Here is a 16,027-nt window from a genome sequence, read left to right as displayed (position 1 = left end):
CGAGCCTGCGCAAGGTGCTGGTCGCCAACCGCGGCGAGATCGCCGTCCGCGTCATCCGGGCCTGCCGGGACGCCGGGATCGGCAGCGTCGCGGTCTACGCCGACCCCGACCGGGACGCCTCCCACGCCCGCATGGCGGACGAGGCGTACGCGCTCGGCGGCGACACGCCCGCGGAGACCTACCTGGCGATCGAGAAGATCATCGACGTCGCGGCGCGGTCCGGCGCGGACGCCGTCCACCCCGGCTACGGCTTCCTCGCCGAGAACGCCGCGTTCGCCCAGGCCGTCATCGACGCCGGGCTGACCTGGATCGGCCCGCCCCCGCACGCGATCACGGCGCTCGGCGACAAGGTCCAGGCGCGGCACATCGCCCAGAAGGTCGGCGCACCGCTCGTGGCGGGCACCCCCGACCCGGTGTCCGGCGTGGCGGAGGTCGTCGCGTTCGCCGAGGAGCACGGGCTGCCCATCGCGATCAAGGCGGCGTTCGGCGGCGGCGGGCGCGGGCTCAAGGTCGCGCGCACGCTGGAGGAGATCCCCGACCTGTACGACAGCGCCGTGCGGGAGGCGGTGGTGTCGTTCGGCCGCGGCGAGTGCTTCGTGGAGCGCTACCTCGACAGGCCGCGGCACGTGGAGACGCAGTGCCTGGCCGACGCGCACGGCGGCGTCGTCGTGGTCTCCACCCGCGACTGCTCGCTGCAGCGCCGCCACCAGAAGCTCGTCGAGGAGGCCCCCGCCCCGTTCCTGACCGCGGAACAGGAGGCGCGGCTGCGCGAGTCGTCCAAGGCGATCCTGCGCGAGGCCGGCTACGTCGGCGCGGGGACGTGCGAGTTCCTCGTCGGTCAGGACGGCACCGTGTCGTTCCTCGAGGTCAACACCCGCCTGCAGGTCGAGCACCCGGTCACCGAGGAGGTCACCGGCATCGACCTGGTGCGGGAGATGTTCCGCGTCGCGGCGGGCGAGCCCCTCGGCTACGACGACCCGCCGTCGCGCGGCCACTCCGTCGAGTTCCGGATCAACGCCGAGGACCCGGGCCGCGGCTTCCTGCCCGCCCCCGGCACGATCACCCGCTGGCGCGCGCCCTCCGGCCCCGGCGTCCGCCTCGACGCGGGCTACGAGCAGGGCGAGACCGTGCCCGGCGCGTTCGACTCGCTGGTCGCCAAGCTGATCGTCACCGGCGCCACCCGCGCCGAGGCCCTGCGGCGCGCCGCCAGGGCCCTGGCCGAGTTCGAGATCGACGGCATGCCCACCGCGCTGCCCTTCCACCGGGCCGTCGTGACCGACCCCGCCTTCACCGGCGAGCCGTTCACCGTCCACACCCGCTGGATCGAGACCGAGTTCCACAACACCATCGCCCCCTACGACGGCCAAGCCGAGGCCGCGGCGGCGCAGGAGCGGGAGCGGATCACGGTCGAGGTGGGAGGCAAGCGCCTGGAGGTCGTGCTCCCCGCCGGCACCGTCGGCGCCGCCACCGCCCCCGCCCGGCGGCCGGCCCCGGTCGGGAGCACGTCGCGGCGCGGCGGTGCCAAACCGGCCGCGAGCGGGAACGCCCTGGTCAGCCCCATGCAGGGGACCATCGTCAAGGTGGCGGTCTCCGACGGCGACGCCGTCGCCGCAGGGGACACCATCGTCGTCCTGGAGGCCATGAAGATGGAGCAACCACTGACCGCCCACCGGGACGGCGTCGTGACCGGCCTGTCGGCCGAGGTCGGCGCGACGGTGACGGCGGGCGCGGTGATCTGCGAGATCAAGGACGGGTCGTGACGCCGGCCGCGACCCGGGAGCGCTGGCGCGAGCTGGCCGCGGAGGTCCTGCGCAAGGCGGGCGGGGACGCCGCCGAGCCGGAGCGTGCGCTCGCCACCACGACCTACGACGGCATCACCCTCGCGCCCCTGTACGACGCCGCGGACCTGCCGGACGACGCGCCCGGCCTCCCGCCGGCCACCGGCGACGGCCGCGCGCCCGGCCGTCCCTGGCAGGTGCGGGCGCGGCACGAACTCGCCGACCCCGACGCCGTCCTGGCCGACCTGCACAACGGCGCCGGGTCGCTCTGGCTGGCCGTGGCCCCCGAGGACCTGGCCCAGGCCCTCGCCGGCGTGCCCCTGGACACGACCCCGATCGTGCTGGACGCGGGCGCCCGCACCGCCGAGGCCGCCGCGGCGCTGCGCGCGCTGGCCGAGCGGCGCGGCGTGCCCCCCGCGTCGCTGCGCGGCTGTCTCGGCGCCGACCCGCTGGGCCTCCAGGCCCGCACCGGCACGCCGGCCGACCTGGCGGACGCCGCCGCCCTGGCGCGCGCCTGTGAACCGCCCGGCATGCGCGCCCTCGTCGCGGACGCCACCCCCTACCACGAGGCCGGGGCCGGCGACGCGCAGGAGCTCGGCTGCTCGATCGCGACCGGCCTGGCCTACCTGCGCGCGCTCACCGGCGCGGGCCTCACCGTCGAGGAGGCGTTCGGCCAGGTCGAGTTCCGCTACGCCGCCACCGCCGACCAGTTCGCCACGATCGCCAAGCTCCGCGCGGCCCGCGTCCTGTGGGCGCGGGTGGCCGAGGTGAGCGGCGGGCCGCCCGGCCAGTTCCAGCACGCGGTCACCTCGGCGGCCATGATGGCCCGCCACGACCCGCACACCAACATCCTGCGCACCACTCTGGCCTGCTTCGCCGCGGGCGTGGGCGGGGCCGACGCCGTGACCGTACGGCCCTTCGACGACGCCCTCGGCGCGCCCGACGCCTTCTCGCGGCGCGTCGCCCGCAACACCTCCGCGCTGCTGACCGACGAGGCGCACGTGGCCCGGGTGGCCGACCCGGCGGGCGGCTCCTGGTACGTCGAGCGCCGCACCGCCGACCTGGCCGGGCACGCCTGGGAGTGGTTCCAGGAGATCGAGGAGGCGGGCGGCATGGCCGCGGCGCTCGCCTCGGGCCTGGTGCCGGAGCGGATCGCCGCCGTCCGCGCGGACCGGGCGCGCGACATCGCCCGCGGGCGCGCCCCGATCATCGGCGTCACCCACTACCCCGACCTGTCGCAGCCGCCGCGCCCGGCCGCCTCGCCCCCGCGCCCGCCCGTGGGCGCCCTGCCCCGGATCCGCCACGCGGGCGAGTTCGAGGACCTCCGCGACCTGGCCGACGCGCGCCCGGTCCGGCCGCGCGTCTTCCTCGCCACCCTCGGCCCGGCGCGCGAGCACGCCGCCCGGGTCTCGTTCGCCGCCGGCGTCTTCCACGCGGGCGGCATCGAGACCGTCACCGGCACGCCCGAGGAGTTCGACCCGCGCGTCACCCCGGTGGCCTGCCTGTGCGGTGGCGACCGCCGGTACGCCGAGCAGGCGTCGGCGGCGGCGGCGGCGCTGCGCGCGGCGGGCGCGACCAGGATCTGGCTGGCCGGGCGGGACCGCCACGACGGCGTGGACGCCGTCCTGCACGCCGGGTGCGACGTGCCCGAGGTGCTCCGCACGACCCTCGCCGACCTGGAGGTGACCGCGTGATCCCCGACTTCCGCGGCGTCGGTCTCACCGGCGCGGCACGCTACGCGCCCCCGGTGGCCCACGGCGACCCCTGGCAGAGTCCCGAGGGCATCCCGGTCCCGCCGGTCCACACCCCCGCCGACCTCGAAGCGGAGGACTACGACCCGCACACCTATCCGGGCATTCCGCCGTACGTGCGGGGGCCGTACCCCACCATGTACGTGACCCGTCCCTGGACGATCCGCCAGTACGCGGGGTTCTCCACGGCGGAGGAGTCCAACGCCTTCTACCGGCGCAATCTGGCGGCCGGGCAGAAGGGGCTGTCGGTGGCGTTCGACCTGGCCACGCACCGCGGCTACGACTCCGACCACCCGCGCGTGGCGGGCGATGTGGGCATGGCGGGGGTGGCGATCGACTCGATCTACGACATGCGGCGGTTGTTCGACGGCATCCCGCTGGGTGAGATGTCGGTGTCGATGACCATGAACGGGGCCGTGCTGCCGATCCTGGCGCTGTACATCGTGGCGGCCGAGGAGCAGGGGGTGGCGCCGGAGGAGCTGACCGGGACCATCCAGAACGACATCCTCAAGGAGTTCATGGTCCGCAACACCTACATCTACCCGCCCGGCCCCTCGATGCGGATCATCTCCGACATCTTCGCCTACACCTCGCGGCGGATGCCGAAGTTCAACTCGATCTCCATCTCCGGCTACCACCTGCAGGAGGCCGGGGCCACCTGTGACCTGGAGCTGGCCTACACCCTGGCCGACGGCCTGGAGTACCTGCGGGCCGGGGTGGCGGCCGGGCTGGACGTGGACGCCTTCGCGCCGCGGCTGTCGTTCTTCTGGTGCGTCGGGATGAACTTCTTCATGGAGGTCGCCAAGCTGCGCGCCGCCCGCCTGCTGTGGAGCCGTATCGTGCGCGAGGCGGGCGGACAGGACCCGCGCTCGCTGGCGCTGCGCACCCACTGCCAGACCTCCGGCTGGTCGCTCACCGCCCAGGACGTGTTCAACAACGTGGTGCGCACCTGCGTCGAGGCGATGGCCGCCACCCAGGGACACACCCAGTCGCTGCACACCAACGCCCTGGACGAGGCGCTCGCCCTGCCCACCGACTTCTCCGCCCGCATCGCCCGCAACACCCAGCTCGTCCTGCAGCACGAGTCGGGGACCACCCGCGTGATCGACCCCTGGGGCGGCTCGTCCTACGTGGAAACCCTCACCAGCCGGCTCGCCCGCCGGGCCTGGGAGCACATCACCGAGGTCGAGAACGCCGGAGGCATGGCCAAGGCCATCGAGGCCGGGCTGCCCAAGCTGCGCATCGAGGAGGCGGCGGCCCGCGCCCAGGCCCGCATCGACTCCGGCGCCCAGCCGGTCATCGGGGTCAACCGGTACCGGACCGACGCGCACAGCGAGGTCGAGGTGCTGAAGGTGGACAACACCGCCGTCCGCGCCACGCAGGTGGAACGGCTGCGCCGCCTGCGCGCCGAACGCGACCCCGCCGCCGTACGCGAGGCGCTGGACGCGCTCGGGCGGGGCGCGACGGGGGACGGCAACCTGCTGGCCCTGGCCGTGGACGCGGCCCGCGCGCGGGCCACGGTCGGGGAGATCTCCGCGGCGCTGGAGGAGGTGTTCGGCCGCCACCAGGCCGACGTCCGCACCATCACCGGCGTCTACCGGGACGAGATGGGGGACGGCTCGGACACCTCCCGCGCCGTCGCGGCGGTCCGGGATGCCTGCGCCGCGTTCGCCGCGGCCGAGGGGCGGCGTCCGCGCATCCTGGTCGCGAAGATGGGCCAGGACGGGCACGACCGGGGGCAGAAGGTGATCGCCACCGCCTTCGCCGACCTCGGCTTCGACGTGGACGTGGGCCCGCTGTTCCAGACCCCCGCCGAGGTCGCCCGCCAGGCCGTCGAGGCCGACGCGCACATCGCCGGGGTCTCCTCGCAGGCGGCCGGGCACCTGACGCTGGTGCCCGCGCTCCGCGACGAGCTGGCCGCGCTCGGGCGCGACGACATCATGATCGTCGCGGGCGGTGTCATCCCGCCCGGCGACGTGCCCGCCCTGCGCGCGGCCGGGGTGGCGGAGGTCTTCCCGCCCGGCACCGTCATCACCGACGCCGCGCTGCGCCTGCTCCGCGACCTGTCCACCCGCCTCGGCCACCCGGCCGCCGCCGGCGTCTGATCCGCCGGTCCGGAGAACCCGGCGCTCCGGAGACAGGCGTTCCGGAGGTACGGTGCCGCGGCGAAGCGGGCACCCGGCGGTCAGGCGTGCCGCACGCGGCTCACGCCCGGGACGGTGCGCGCCACCGTGTCGGCGATCTCGTCGAGGTCGCCGCCCGCTTGGCCGCGCAGCTCCACCTCGCCGTCGGTGACGGTCACCTCCCAGGCCGGGCCGGACGGGAACCGTTCGCGCAGCGCGCCGAGGACGGCCCGCCGCACGTCGGCGTCGGGCGCGGCGAGGGTGGCCATCAGGTCGCGCCTGCTGACCATCCCGACCACCCGGTCGTCGCGGAGCACCGGCACGCTCTTGACCCGCTTGGCGACCATCAGGTCCACGAGGACGGCCGCGTCGGTGTCCTCGGCGACCGTGGTGACCTGGGTGGACATCACGCTGCCGACCCGCCGCGGCGCGGGGTCCGCCGGTCCGCCCGACGTGCGGACGCTCACCCGAGGGTCGGGCTCGAACGCGCCGCACAGCAGGTCCATCTCGCTGACGATCCCGACCAGTTCCCCGTAGTCGCCCAGCACGGGGGCCGCGGTGATCCCATGGGAGTGCAGCGTGCGGATCGCCCGCCGTATCGGATCGTCCGGCCGCAGCGTGATGGCGGGACTGGTCATGACCTCCTGGACGAGCATCCTTCCCCTCCTCGCCGGGGCCGTCCCATGGAGGCCCGCCGTACTCGACGCGGATCGTCGTCTCCCTCCATCGAACCGGCGGCGGGCGTGGCCGCGAAGAGGCCGAGGGCCCTGGTCTCGGGGACGTTCGGCCCGGTCGGGGGATCGGCGCCCGCCGTGGCGAACATCCGGTCCCTCCTCGGCGTCCAACAGGTGTTCCGAGAGGTGGGATGTACGTATGGCGCTGGCGGCGGCGTTGCTGCCCGAAGACCCGGAGCGGCTGGGCGGGTACTGGCTGGCGGGCCGGCTCGGCGCGGGCGGCCAAGGGGTGGTCTACGAGGCGTACGACCCCGAGGGCCACCGCGTCGCGATCAAGGTCCTGCACGGCGAGGCGGCCCGCGACGAGGAGATGCGGGGCCGGTTCGGCAAGGAGGCGACGGCGGCGCGGCGGGTGGCGTCGTTCTGCACCGCCCGGGTGATCGACGCGCGGCTGGACGGCGACCCGCCGTACATCGTGAGCGAGTACGTCGAGGGCCCCAGCCTGCGCCGCGCCGTACGCCGGGAGGGCCGCAGGTTCGGCGGCGACGGCCTGCACCGGCTGGCCACCGGGGTGGCCACGGCGCTGGCCGCGATCCACGACGCCGGAGTGATCCACCGCGACCTGAAGCCGGACAACGTGCTGCTCGGCCCGGACGGGCCGCGGGTGATCGACTTCGGCGTGGCGCGCACGCTGGAGATGTCGCTGACCGCGAGCGGCCTGGTCGCCGGCACGCCCACGTACATGGCGCCGGAGGTGTTCACCGGGCGGCGGGCCGGCACCGCGGCCGACGTGTTCTCCTGGGGCGGGATCATCCTGTTCGCCGCGACAGGGTCCGACCCGTTCGAGGCCGAGAGCCTGGGCGGGGTCATGCACCGCGTCCTGTCCGTCGACCCCGACCTCTCCATGCTGCCCGACTCCCTGCGCCCCCTCGTGGAGGCCGCGCTGCGCAAGGACCCGGGCACGCGCCCGCAGGCACGCGAGCTGCTCATGGCCCTGGTCAGCGGCCTGCGCGGCTTCCAGGGCGATCTGCTGGCCCTGGGCAGCGCCGAGGCCGGGCTGATGGGCAGGGAGGCCGACCGCGAGCCCACGCTCGGCGCGTTCGCCGAGGAGGTGTACGCCGGGCTCGACCCGGCCGCGCAGGCCGTCGTGCCGGATCTGCTGCTGCGCATGGTCGCGGTCGACGAGCACGGCGAGGAGAGCACCCGCCGGGTCCGCCGCGCCGAGGTGCTGGAGGGCCGCAGGCCCGAGGAGAAGGCCGCCGCCGAGCGCGCGATGGCGGCGTTCGCCCAGGCGGGCCTGCTGGCCGGGGCGGACGGCGCGATGACGCTTGCCCGTCCGGCCCTGCTGCGGGCCTGGGCCCGCCTGCGCGCCTGGCTGGACGAGGAGCACGAGGGCCTGCGCGCCCACGTCGAGCTGGCCGCCGCCGCGCACCGCTGGCGCCGGGACGGCGGGAAGGACGCCGACCTGCTCGTGGGCGCCCGGCTCGACGCCGCGCTCGGCTGGGCCGCCGCCGGCCGCAGGCACCTCGCGCTGAACGCTATGGAGCGCGACTACCTCGACGCCGGATCGGCCCTGGCCAGGAGGCGTACGAGCCGGCGCAGGCTGCTCACGCTCGCGCTGACCGTGCTGCTCGTGCTCGCCCTCGCCGGGGGAGGTCTTTCGGTGTACCAGGGGCGGCGGATCGCCGAGCAGCGCGACCAGGCGACCGCACGGCAGGTCTCCGCGCTCGGCGACACGATGCGCGCGAGCGACCCGGCGACGGCGATGCTGCTCACCGTCGCGGGCTGGCGCCTCGCCCCCGGCGCCGACACGCGCTCCGCCCTGACGACCTCGCTCTACCAGTCCGAGACCGCCGCCTTCCACGACCCGCAGGCCACCGGCACCACCCGCCGCGCGCTCAGCCGCGACGGCCGGATCCTGGCGAGCGTCAGCGCCGACGGCGTCCGCCTCTACGACGTCCCCACCGGCAGGAGGATCGGCGGCCGGCCGGGCGCGGGGCAACCGCCGCAGGACGTGGCGCTGAGCCCGAGCGGCCGGTACCTGGCGGTGGCGCTCAGCGCGAAGGTGGTCGTCTGGGACACCCGCGACGGATGGCGGAAACGCGAGTACGACCCGTTCGCCGGGGACGGCTCCGCACCCGCGGACCGTCTCGCGTACGTGCCGTACACGCTGGAGTTCGGCGACGGCGAGGCGATCCTGGTGGTGCACGAGAACCAGGGGCTCTTCCTCTGGGACGTGGGCCGCGACCGCTTCTACGGCCACGACGAATGGGAGCTCGGCAACGCGGCCGTCGCGTCCTCGGGGCGGCTCGCGGCCACGGTCTCGGGAGCCGGCGGGCCCGGCATCCACGTCTGGCGGCTGCCCGCGGGGACCGAGGACCCGCGGTTCCGCGCGTCCTGCCCCGGCACCACCCTCTCGCTGGCGTTCAGCCCGGACGGCCGCACGCTGGCCTGCCGGGGCGAGCGGACGATCACGCTCGTGGACACCGCGACGGCCCGGCGCCTTCCGGGGGACTGGACGGCGGCCGGGCCCGACGGCCGGGACGCCCTGACGACCTCTCCCGGCCTGCGGTACGGCGGGGACGGCCGGCTGCTGGCCTCGTTCGCCGACTCCCGGATCCAGGTGTGGCGGGTCGCCGACCGCCACCTGGTGCTCGATCACAAGCTCGACGGGCGGGCGCCGGACGTCCGCCTCGACGGGCACACGCTGCGGTACCTGGTCGACGACTCGGTCATCACGCTGGACCTCGGCGCGCGCCTCGTCCCCGGCGTCCTGCCCGGGAAGGTCGCCGCGGCGGCGCTGAGCCCCGGCGCGGACGTGCTCGCCGTCCGGATGTCCGATTCCGGCCCCGTGCGGCTGTGGGACGTCCGCCGGCGCGCCTTCCTCGGCGGGCCCCTGCGAGGAACGGGACCCGCGTCCGGCGCCCTCGACGCCCAGCCGCCGATGTTCAGCGGCGACGGACGCCTCCTGCTCACCGGCGACGGCGCGCGGACGTACACGATCTGGGACGTCGCCACCCGGAAGGCGGTCCGCGTCATCGCGGCGGAGGACAGGTGGCAGGCGCGGCCTGGCGCGCTGAGCCCCGACGGAACCGTCCTCGTGGCCGTGCTCACCCCCGCGGTGCTCGAGCGGGCGAGCCAGGAGACCGAGGTGTGGATGCGCGTGTGGGACGCGCGGACCGGCCAGGTGCGCAGGACGGTGCGCCTGGCCGAGGCCCCCGCCGGGTTCGTCTTCACGCCGGACGGCCGCGCCGTCGCGCCCGTCGGCCTCGGCCGGTTCTTCGACACGGCCTCGGGCACGCCGTTCGGCGCGAACTACGACGTCGCCTCCGAGGACGGCGATCAGGACCCGGTCCTGGCGTTCGCGCCCGACGGGCGGCTGATGGCCACGGGCGACGACATCGGCAGGGTCGCGCTGTGGAGCACCCGCGGCCCGGCGCTCAGGCCGCCCGTCCTGCACGGCCCCCGGGAGCCGATCGGCGCGATGTCCTTCTCGCCGGACGCGCGCGTGCTCGCCACCGGCGGCGCCCGGGGCACCGTCCAGCTCTGGGACGTCGCCACGGGACGCCGCCTCGGCCCGGCCGCCGACCTGCGCGGGAGCGCGGTCCTGAGCCTGGCGTTCAGCGCCGACGGCTCCGTGCTGTACGCGGCCGACCAGGCCGGGGGCGTACGCGAGTACCCGGTGGATCCGGAGCGGATCGCCGCCGAGGTGTGCGCCCGGGCGGGGCGCACCCTGGCGGAGCGGGACTGGCGGCGGTACCTTCCCGACGTCCCCTACCGCGACGTGTGCCCGTAGATCACCGAGGGACACCCGCTCCCCGTCGTCGCGGGCTCCCGCCGCGCTCGCCGCCGGGCGCCCGCTACACCTGGTCGCGGGCGGTGTCCCCGCCGCGGTCACCGCCCCAGTCCAGCAGCGACTCCGCGGTCACGAACCGCCGCGAGGAGACCTCCTCGCCGAGGATCACGCCGACCAGGCGACGTCCGTCGCGGTCCGCCGCGAACGTCAGGCAGAAGCCGGCGTCGTTGGTGAACCCGGTCTTCACGCCGAGCACGCCCGGGTCTCCGGCGATCCTGTTGGTGTTGGTCCAGGTGTAGGACCTGTGCTCCGCGGACTCCGCCAGGGAGTGGCTCCGCGTGGCGGTGACCGTCCTGAACCTCTCGTCGCGCAGGGCGATCGCGGCCAGCCGCGCCTGGTCCCGCGCCGTGGAGTAGCCGTCGCCGTTCGAGGTGGGAAGCCCGTCGGCGTTCACGTAGAGGGTGTCGCGCAGCCCGAGCCGGTGGGCGGTGGCGTTCATCTTGCGGACGAAACCGTCGACGCCGGGGCCGTAGTGGCGGGCGAGCGCGTGCGCGGCGTCCGCGCCCGAGGGCAGCATCAGGCCGTAGAGCAGCTCGCCGACCGGGATCCTGTCGCCGGGACGCAGGTCGGCGGTCGTGCCGCCGCCCGCCTCCGCGTAGTCGGCGTCCTGCTGGGCGATCTGGACGGTGTCGGCCGGCTTGGCCTCGCTGAGGACGAGGTAGGCGGTCATGACCTTGGTGAGGCTGGCGATCGGCATCCGGTCGGCGGCGTTCTCGTCCAACAGGGATTTCCCGTTGGCGGCGTCCATGAGATACACGGCGCGCCCGAACACCTCGGGGGCGCGGCGTTCGGTGGACGCGAGGACGGCGGTGGGCGCGGACCGGGCGATCGCCGGTGACGAGAGCCCGCTGACCAGGGCGGACGTGGCGAGCATGCCACTTGCCAGAACTTTCCAGAGACGCACGGGATTTAGCGTGCCATGGGCTTGGAAATGCTTTTATGCGATAAAAGTAAAATCCCGGGATGGGTGCGGGAAAGGACGCGTCACGCCCTGCCCGCCCGTTTCGCGCCGGTGGTGGTTCGTTGATCGTTTACGGTTTTCGGGGCCGACCTGTACGCGCAGTGCCCACGCCGGTGATCGCTCGACCGGCAGGATGATCCACGGTCGCGCCCCGGCCCCCGGAAGGGCCGCCGTGCCGCGACCGCAGGACCGTGCGATTCGGCCACGGTCACCGCCGAGACAGCAGTGGGGGATCACCATGTCGAGCTTCAGCCGCAGGGCCTTCGTCTCCGGCAGGCGTGCCTGCCTGGTCGTCGCCGGCGCCGCCGTCCTCATGGCGGGCGGCGCGATGACGACCTCGGCGTCCGGTGCGAGCTCGGCTCCGCCGCCCGGCGCGACCTCGGGCCCCGACGGGGACGCCGACGCGGCGCCGGTGACGGCGTCGGACATCCGCTACCTGCCCGCGCGCGTCAACCTCCTGCCGGCGGTGTCCGGGACGTGGGTCGGCACCGGACTGACGGTCACCCTGCCCCACGCGGGCACCTACGCGCTGGACCTGAGCGTCCGCACGCGCCTCACCGGCGCGCCGCCGGTCAACGTGTACATCGTCGGACGGCTCTGGAACGCCACCACGGGCGCCCTCCTGCCCAACAGCGAGCGCCTGCTCACCCAGATCCTCGACACCACGCCTCTGTCCGGGGCCATCGGCAAGAACGAGACCACCCCGATCAGCGAGCACGTCACCGTCAACGGGCCGACGACGATCCGCCTGGAGGTGCAGCGGACCGACGCGTACGGCCTGGCGACCGCGGCGGATGTCTGGACCGACGCCAACGGCCGCACGTCGTTCCGTTACACAGAGATCCCCTGAGCGATCCCCGGAGCCGATTCCGTGACCGACCGCCGCGAAGGGCGACGCCCCGTCCGCCGCCCTTGCGGAGGCGGCGCCTCCTGCGGCGGCGGTCGCTCAACGGTGTTCGCGCGACGGTGCCCCTGCGCGGTGCGCTTCATTCGAAGTCGTCGGGATTGAGCTCCTTGAGGTGCTCGCGCATGGTGTCGTCGATCTCGGAGATGTCGGAGAACTGCGGGGTGGCGCCGCATCCGGTCTCGGCCCGGCGCGCCCCGGACGCCGTCCCGGGCGAGGCCGGCGGCTCCGTGCCGCTGACACCCTCCACCGGCACGCCCTGGTTCACTGTCCTCTCACCCATGGTCCCTCCTCGCGGTGACCCCTCGGAGTGAACGGACGTTTTTTACCCGCCCCGCCCACGGCCCACGCCGGGCTTTGCCGTATCCGTCCCGCCCTTATGCGAACCCTCGCCCGTCGTAGGCGGCGCGGGCGGCGGCGATCCGCTCGTGGTTGTTCTCCGCCCATTCCGACAGGGCGCGGGTGGAGCGGAACAGCTCCTCGGCCAGGGGCGTGGCGGCGTACTCGACCTGCGGCGGCACGGTGGGGTGCACGGTGCGGACCAGCAGCCCGTCCCGTTCGAGCGTGCGCAGGGTGAGGGTCAGCATGCGGCGGCTGATGCCGGGGATCGCGCGGTGCAGCTCGGCGAACCGGATCGGGCCGCCGCCGGCGGCCACGATGATCGCGATTCCCCACTTGCTGCCGACCAGGTCGAGGGCGTCGCGGAAGGCGGCGCACACGCCGGGTTCCACGTCGGCGGGCAGCCGGGACCCTGCCGACCGTGCCGAGCCTGCTGACCCTGCTGACACGGGTGCTCCTTCCCCGCCGGAACGCCGCCTCTCGTGCTCGGTCAGGCGCGAACGGCGGCCAGTGCCTTCGACCAGGACTCCAGCTGGTTCAGAACGCGTTCCAGCTCGGACTCGCGGCCGTCCAATGGGGTGAACTCAGGGTACGCCGGGAAGTCGGCCGGGATCAGCAGCCCGACCTGGGCGGAGACCGGCGCGATGCTCAGCTCGACCGCCACGAGCTTCAGGTGCTCGACGGCGCGCGCGCCGCCGGCCGCGCCGTAGCCGACGAAGCCGATCGCCTTGTCGCCCCATTCGGCGTAGACGAAGTCGAAGGCGTTCTTCAGCGCGGCCGGCGGCGCGTGGTTGTACTCCGGCGTGACCACCAGGTAGCCGTCGTACCGCTCCACGATCTCGGCCCACCGCCTGGTGTGCTCGCCGGCGTACCGGCCGACGGCGGCGGGGACGGCCTCGTCGTAGAGCGGCAGGTCCTGGTCGGCGAGGTCGACGATCTCGTACTCGGCCTCGGTGCGCTTCGCGGTGATCCGGTACACCCAGTCCGCCACGCCGCGGCCGATCCGGCCCGGCCGCGTGCTGCCGACGATGATGGCGATTCGCGTCATTTCCCGTCCTTCTCTGTGGGGATTGAAGGGATCATCCCTCCATTCGGCTCCACACCGGAAGAAGGCACATTCTTCGCCCGTGGTCCCACGAATGTTCCTCACGTCGGCAGCACGTCCGGCCCGGGTCAGGCGGGGGCCGGCTCGGGCCCCGCGGCGGGACGGATCGTGGCGGGGGCGTCGTCGAGGGGCTGCGGCGGGGAGTTCAGCACGGCCTCGTCGAGCCGGCCCTCGGAACGGGCGACCAGGACGGGGACCACCATCTGCCCCGTGACGTTGGTCGCGGTGCGGATCATGTCGAGGATCGGGTCGATCGCCAGCAGCAGCCCGACGCCCTCCAGAGGAAGGCCGAGCGTGCTCAGCGTCAGCGTGAGCATCACGATCGCGCCGGTCAGGCCGGCGGTCGCGGCCGAGCCGACCACGGAGACGAACGCGATCAGCAGGTAGTGGCCCGCGTTCAGGGGGACGGCGAACACCTGGGCGACGAAGATCGCCGCGAGCGCGGGGTAGATCGCGGCGCAGCCGTCCATCTTGGTGGTCGCCCCGAAGGGCACCGCGAACGCGGCGTAGTCGCGGTCCACGCCCAGGCGGTCGGTGGTGACCCGCTGGGTGAGCGGCATGGTGCCGACCGAGGAGCGGGAGACGAACGCCAGCTCGATCGCGGGCCAGGCGTTGCGGTAGAAGGTGAGCGGGTTGACCTTGCCGACGAAGGCGAGCAGCAGCGGGTAGCTCACCACGAGCACCAGCAGGCAGCCGATGTAGACGCCCGCGCTGAGCTTGGCGAGCGGGGCGAGCAGGTCCCAGCCGTAGGAGGCCACCGACTTGCCGATCAGGGCGGCGGTGCCGATCGGGGCGAGCCTGATCACCCACCACAGGGCCTTCTGGACCAGGTCGAGGACCGAGCGGCTGAAGGCGATGAACGGCTCGGCCCGGTCGCCGACGGCCAGGGCGGCGGCGCCGAGGACGACCCCGAGGAAGACGATCTGGAGGACGTTGAGCTCGGTGAACGCGGTGGCGATGTTGGTGGGGATGATGCCGGTCAGGAAGTCCAGCCAGGTCCCGGCGCCGTCCAGGTCGACCGCCTTGGCGCCGGCGGTGGAGATGGTGACGCCCTGGCCGGGGTTCAGGATCAGGCCGAGGCCGATGCCGAAGGCCACCGCGATCAGCGAGGTGACCAGGAACCACAGCAGCGTCTTGCCCGCGAGCCTGGCGGCGCCGCTGACGTTGCGCAGGTTGGCCACGCTCACGACGACCGCGGTGAAGACCAGCGGCGGGACGGCGAGCTTGAGGAGCTGGACGAAGAGCTTTCCGATTTCGGTCAGGGTGGTGGTGAGCCAGGCGACGCCACCGGCGCGGGCGATGAACCCGAGGGCGACGCCGACCACCAGACCGAGCAGCAACTGCAGGGAGAAGGAGGGTTTCTTCACGAACGCGACTCCGGCGAAAGGGCATGCTCGCGCCCAGGCGGCATGCGGGGTGAGGGAAGGGAGTGGAAACTGCGTTCAGGGACAGAGCTGACTGTTCAGGCGGCACAGGTCCACGTGCAGGCGCTCGACGAGCCGCACGGTCACCGGGAAGAACCTCACGAGGCGATAAAACCTCCTTACCCGGTAGGATAATTCCGGTTTCTCCTGTGATCCATATCACGTTCCCCGCCGGGAGAGAAGCCTCTGCCGCCCCGGAATCCGGCCGTCCGCCGCCGCGCCGCGTGCCGCCCCTCGCCGTGCCCGCGCTCCGGGACTGGACGGGAGGAGGGCAGTTCTTCCAGGATGAGGCCGGTGCCCACGCTCGTCCCGGCCGGAGGGTTCGTCGCCGCGGGTCGGTGTGGGCCGGAAAGTGTATAGTTTATTCAAGGTTCCCTAGACGGATGAGAGAGCGATGCCACGAAAGGCGAGGGACGCCGAAGAGGCGGCATCGTCCCTGCAGGGATTACTGGCCATGCCCGGGTCGAGCACGTTGCCCGCCCAGCTCTACCAGGTGCTGGAAGAGGCGATCATCGAGGGCGCTCTGAAGCCGGGCCAGCGTCTGCACGCCGACGACATCGCCGCCCACTACGGCGTCAGCCGCATCCCCGTCCGCGAGACCCTGCGCGCGCTCGACGCCGCCGGGTGGATCGAGATCCGCCCCCGGTACGGCACCTATGTGTGCGAGCGGACCAGCAAGGAGCTCGAGGACCTGTTCGACGTGCGGGCCGAGCTCGAAGGCATGGCGGCCGCCCGCGCCGCCGCGCGCCGCACGGAGCAGGAGCTCGCCGAGCTCTCCCGCATCGTGGAGTCCAGCCGCGACGCCGCCGGGCGCGGCGACGACCACGAGCTCGCCGTCCTGGACGTCCAGTTCTACGAGCTGATCTGGGCCACGGCCCACAACTCGGTGCTGGGCGCCACCCTGGCGGGCATGAAGAAGCGGGCCCGCTTCTACTACTCGGCCATCGCCCCCACGCTGGGCCGCGGGTGGATCAACGTGCACGCCGAGCTGCTGGACGCCATCCGCGACCAGGACGCGGAGCGGGCCGACCGCATCTCCGCCGAGCACGTGCGCTCGACGGTCGCCGCGATCCGGGGGCTCGTCGAGCACTAGCCCCCGCCCGCCCCGCGGC

Annotated in this window: 12 protein-coding genes; 6 read left to right on the top strand and 6 right to left on the bottom strand. The window is 74.1% G+C overall.

Annotated features, from left to right (window positions below):
- Positions 1–5: 5 nt before the first annotated feature.
- The 3 genes from BJ981_RS09045 to scpA are packed head-to-tail and all read left to right on the top strand — an operon-like array spanning position 6 to position 5,634.
- The gene (locus BJ981_RS09045) at positions 6–1,760 is read left to right on the top strand and encodes an acetyl/propionyl/methylcrotonyl-CoA carboxylase subunit alpha (protein WP_184615847.1); all 1,755 of its coding nucleotides are present in this window, start codon (positions 6–8) and stop codon (positions 1,758–1,760) included.
- A complete protein-coding gene (locus BJ981_RS09040; RefSeq protein WP_239139813.1) occupies positions 1,757–3,472 on the top strand; it encodes a methylmalonyl-CoA mutase subunit beta in 1,716 nt (571 codons plus the stop codon). The genes BJ981_RS09045 and BJ981_RS09040 overlap by 4 nt, the downstream gene beginning before the upstream one ends.
- On the top strand, positions 3,469–5,634 hold the full coding sequence (gene scpA / locus BJ981_RS09035; protein ID WP_184609830.1) for a methylmalonyl-CoA mutase: 2,166 nt from the start codon (positions 3,469–3,471) through the stop codon (positions 5,632–5,634). The genes BJ981_RS09040 and scpA overlap by 4 nt, the downstream gene beginning before the upstream one ends.
- An 80-nt stretch (positions 5,635–5,714) precedes the next feature.
- Here the strand turns inward: scpA and BJ981_RS09030 are convergent, their stop codons facing one another.
- Complete coding sequence (locus tag BJ981_RS09030; protein WP_184609828.1) at positions 5,715–6,308, bottom strand: CBS domain-containing protein; 594 nt, start codon at positions 6,306–6,308, stop codon at positions 5,715–5,717.
- A 217-nt stretch (positions 6,309–6,525) separates the two neighbouring features.
- Between BJ981_RS09030 and BJ981_RS09025 the strand changes: the two genes are divergently transcribed.
- On the top strand, positions 6,526–10,122 hold the full coding sequence (locus tag BJ981_RS09025) for a WD40 repeat domain-containing serine/threonine protein kinase (protein ID WP_184609821.1): 3,597 nt from the start codon (positions 6,526–6,528) through the stop codon (positions 10,120–10,122).
- A gap of 64 nt (positions 10,123–10,186) precedes the next feature.
- Here BJ981_RS09025 and BJ981_RS09020 read toward each other — a convergent pair whose 3' ends face one another.
- On the bottom strand, positions 10,187–11,056 hold the full coding sequence (locus BJ981_RS09020; protein WP_184609819.1) for a D-alanyl-D-alanine carboxypeptidase family protein: 870 nt from the start codon (positions 11,054–11,056) through the stop codon (positions 10,187–10,189).
- 325 nt (positions 11,057–11,381) lie between these two features.
- Between BJ981_RS09020 and BJ981_RS09015 the strand changes: the two genes are divergently transcribed.
- Positions 11,382–11,993, top strand: coding sequence for a hypothetical protein (locus BJ981_RS09015; protein WP_184609817.1), 612 nt, complete (start codon positions 11,382–11,384; stop codon positions 11,991–11,993).
- A 136-nt stretch (positions 11,994–12,129) separates the two neighbouring features.
- On the opposite strand, the gene BJ981_RS09010 is transcribed toward BJ981_RS09015, so the two are convergent.
- The 4 genes from BJ981_RS09010 to BJ981_RS08995 all read right to left on the bottom strand — a co-directional run bounded on the left by BJ981_RS09010 (position 12,130) and on the right by BJ981_RS08995 (position 14,858).
- On the bottom strand, positions 12,130–12,330 hold the full coding sequence (locus BJ981_RS09010; protein WP_184609815.1) for a hypothetical protein: 201 nt from the start codon (positions 12,328–12,330) through the stop codon (positions 12,130–12,132).
- Between the two features lie 94 nt (positions 12,331–12,424).
- Positions 12,425–12,835, bottom strand: a complete 411-nt coding sequence (locus tag BJ981_RS09005) for a winged helix-turn-helix transcriptional regulator (protein WP_239139544.1) — start codon at positions 12,833–12,835, stop codon at positions 12,425–12,427.
- 41 nt (positions 12,836–12,876) lie between these two features.
- Entirely contained in the window at positions 12,877–13,434 is a 558-nt protein-coding gene (locus BJ981_RS09000; RefSeq protein WP_184609813.1) for an NADPH-dependent FMN reductase, read from the bottom strand.
- A 125-nt stretch (positions 13,435–13,559) separates the two neighbouring features.
- Positions 13,560–14,858 carry a dicarboxylate/amino acid:cation symporter gene (locus BJ981_RS08995; protein WP_184609812.1) on the bottom strand — a complete coding sequence of 433 codons (1,299 nt, stop codon included), beginning with the start codon at positions 14,856–14,858 and terminating at the stop codon, positions 13,560–13,562.
- 451 nt (positions 14,859–15,309) lie between these two features.
- On the opposite strand from BJ981_RS08995, the gene BJ981_RS08990 reads away from it, so the two are divergent.
- The gene (locus BJ981_RS08990) at positions 15,310–16,008 is read left to right on the top strand and encodes a GntR family transcriptional regulator (RefSeq protein ID WP_184609810.1); all 699 of its coding nucleotides are present in this window, start codon (positions 15,310–15,312) and stop codon (positions 16,006–16,008) included.
- Positions 16,009–16,027: the final 19 nt, after the last annotated feature.

Origin of the sequence: Sphaerisporangium krabiense (assembly GCF_014200435.1) — a bacterium.
GTDB lineage: Bacteria > Actinomycetota > Actinomycetes > Streptosporangiales > Streptosporangiaceae > Sphaerisporangium > Sphaerisporangium krabiense.
Note: the sequence above shows the minus strand (reverse complement) of the source record. Positions and strands in the feature narration are given on the sequence as shown.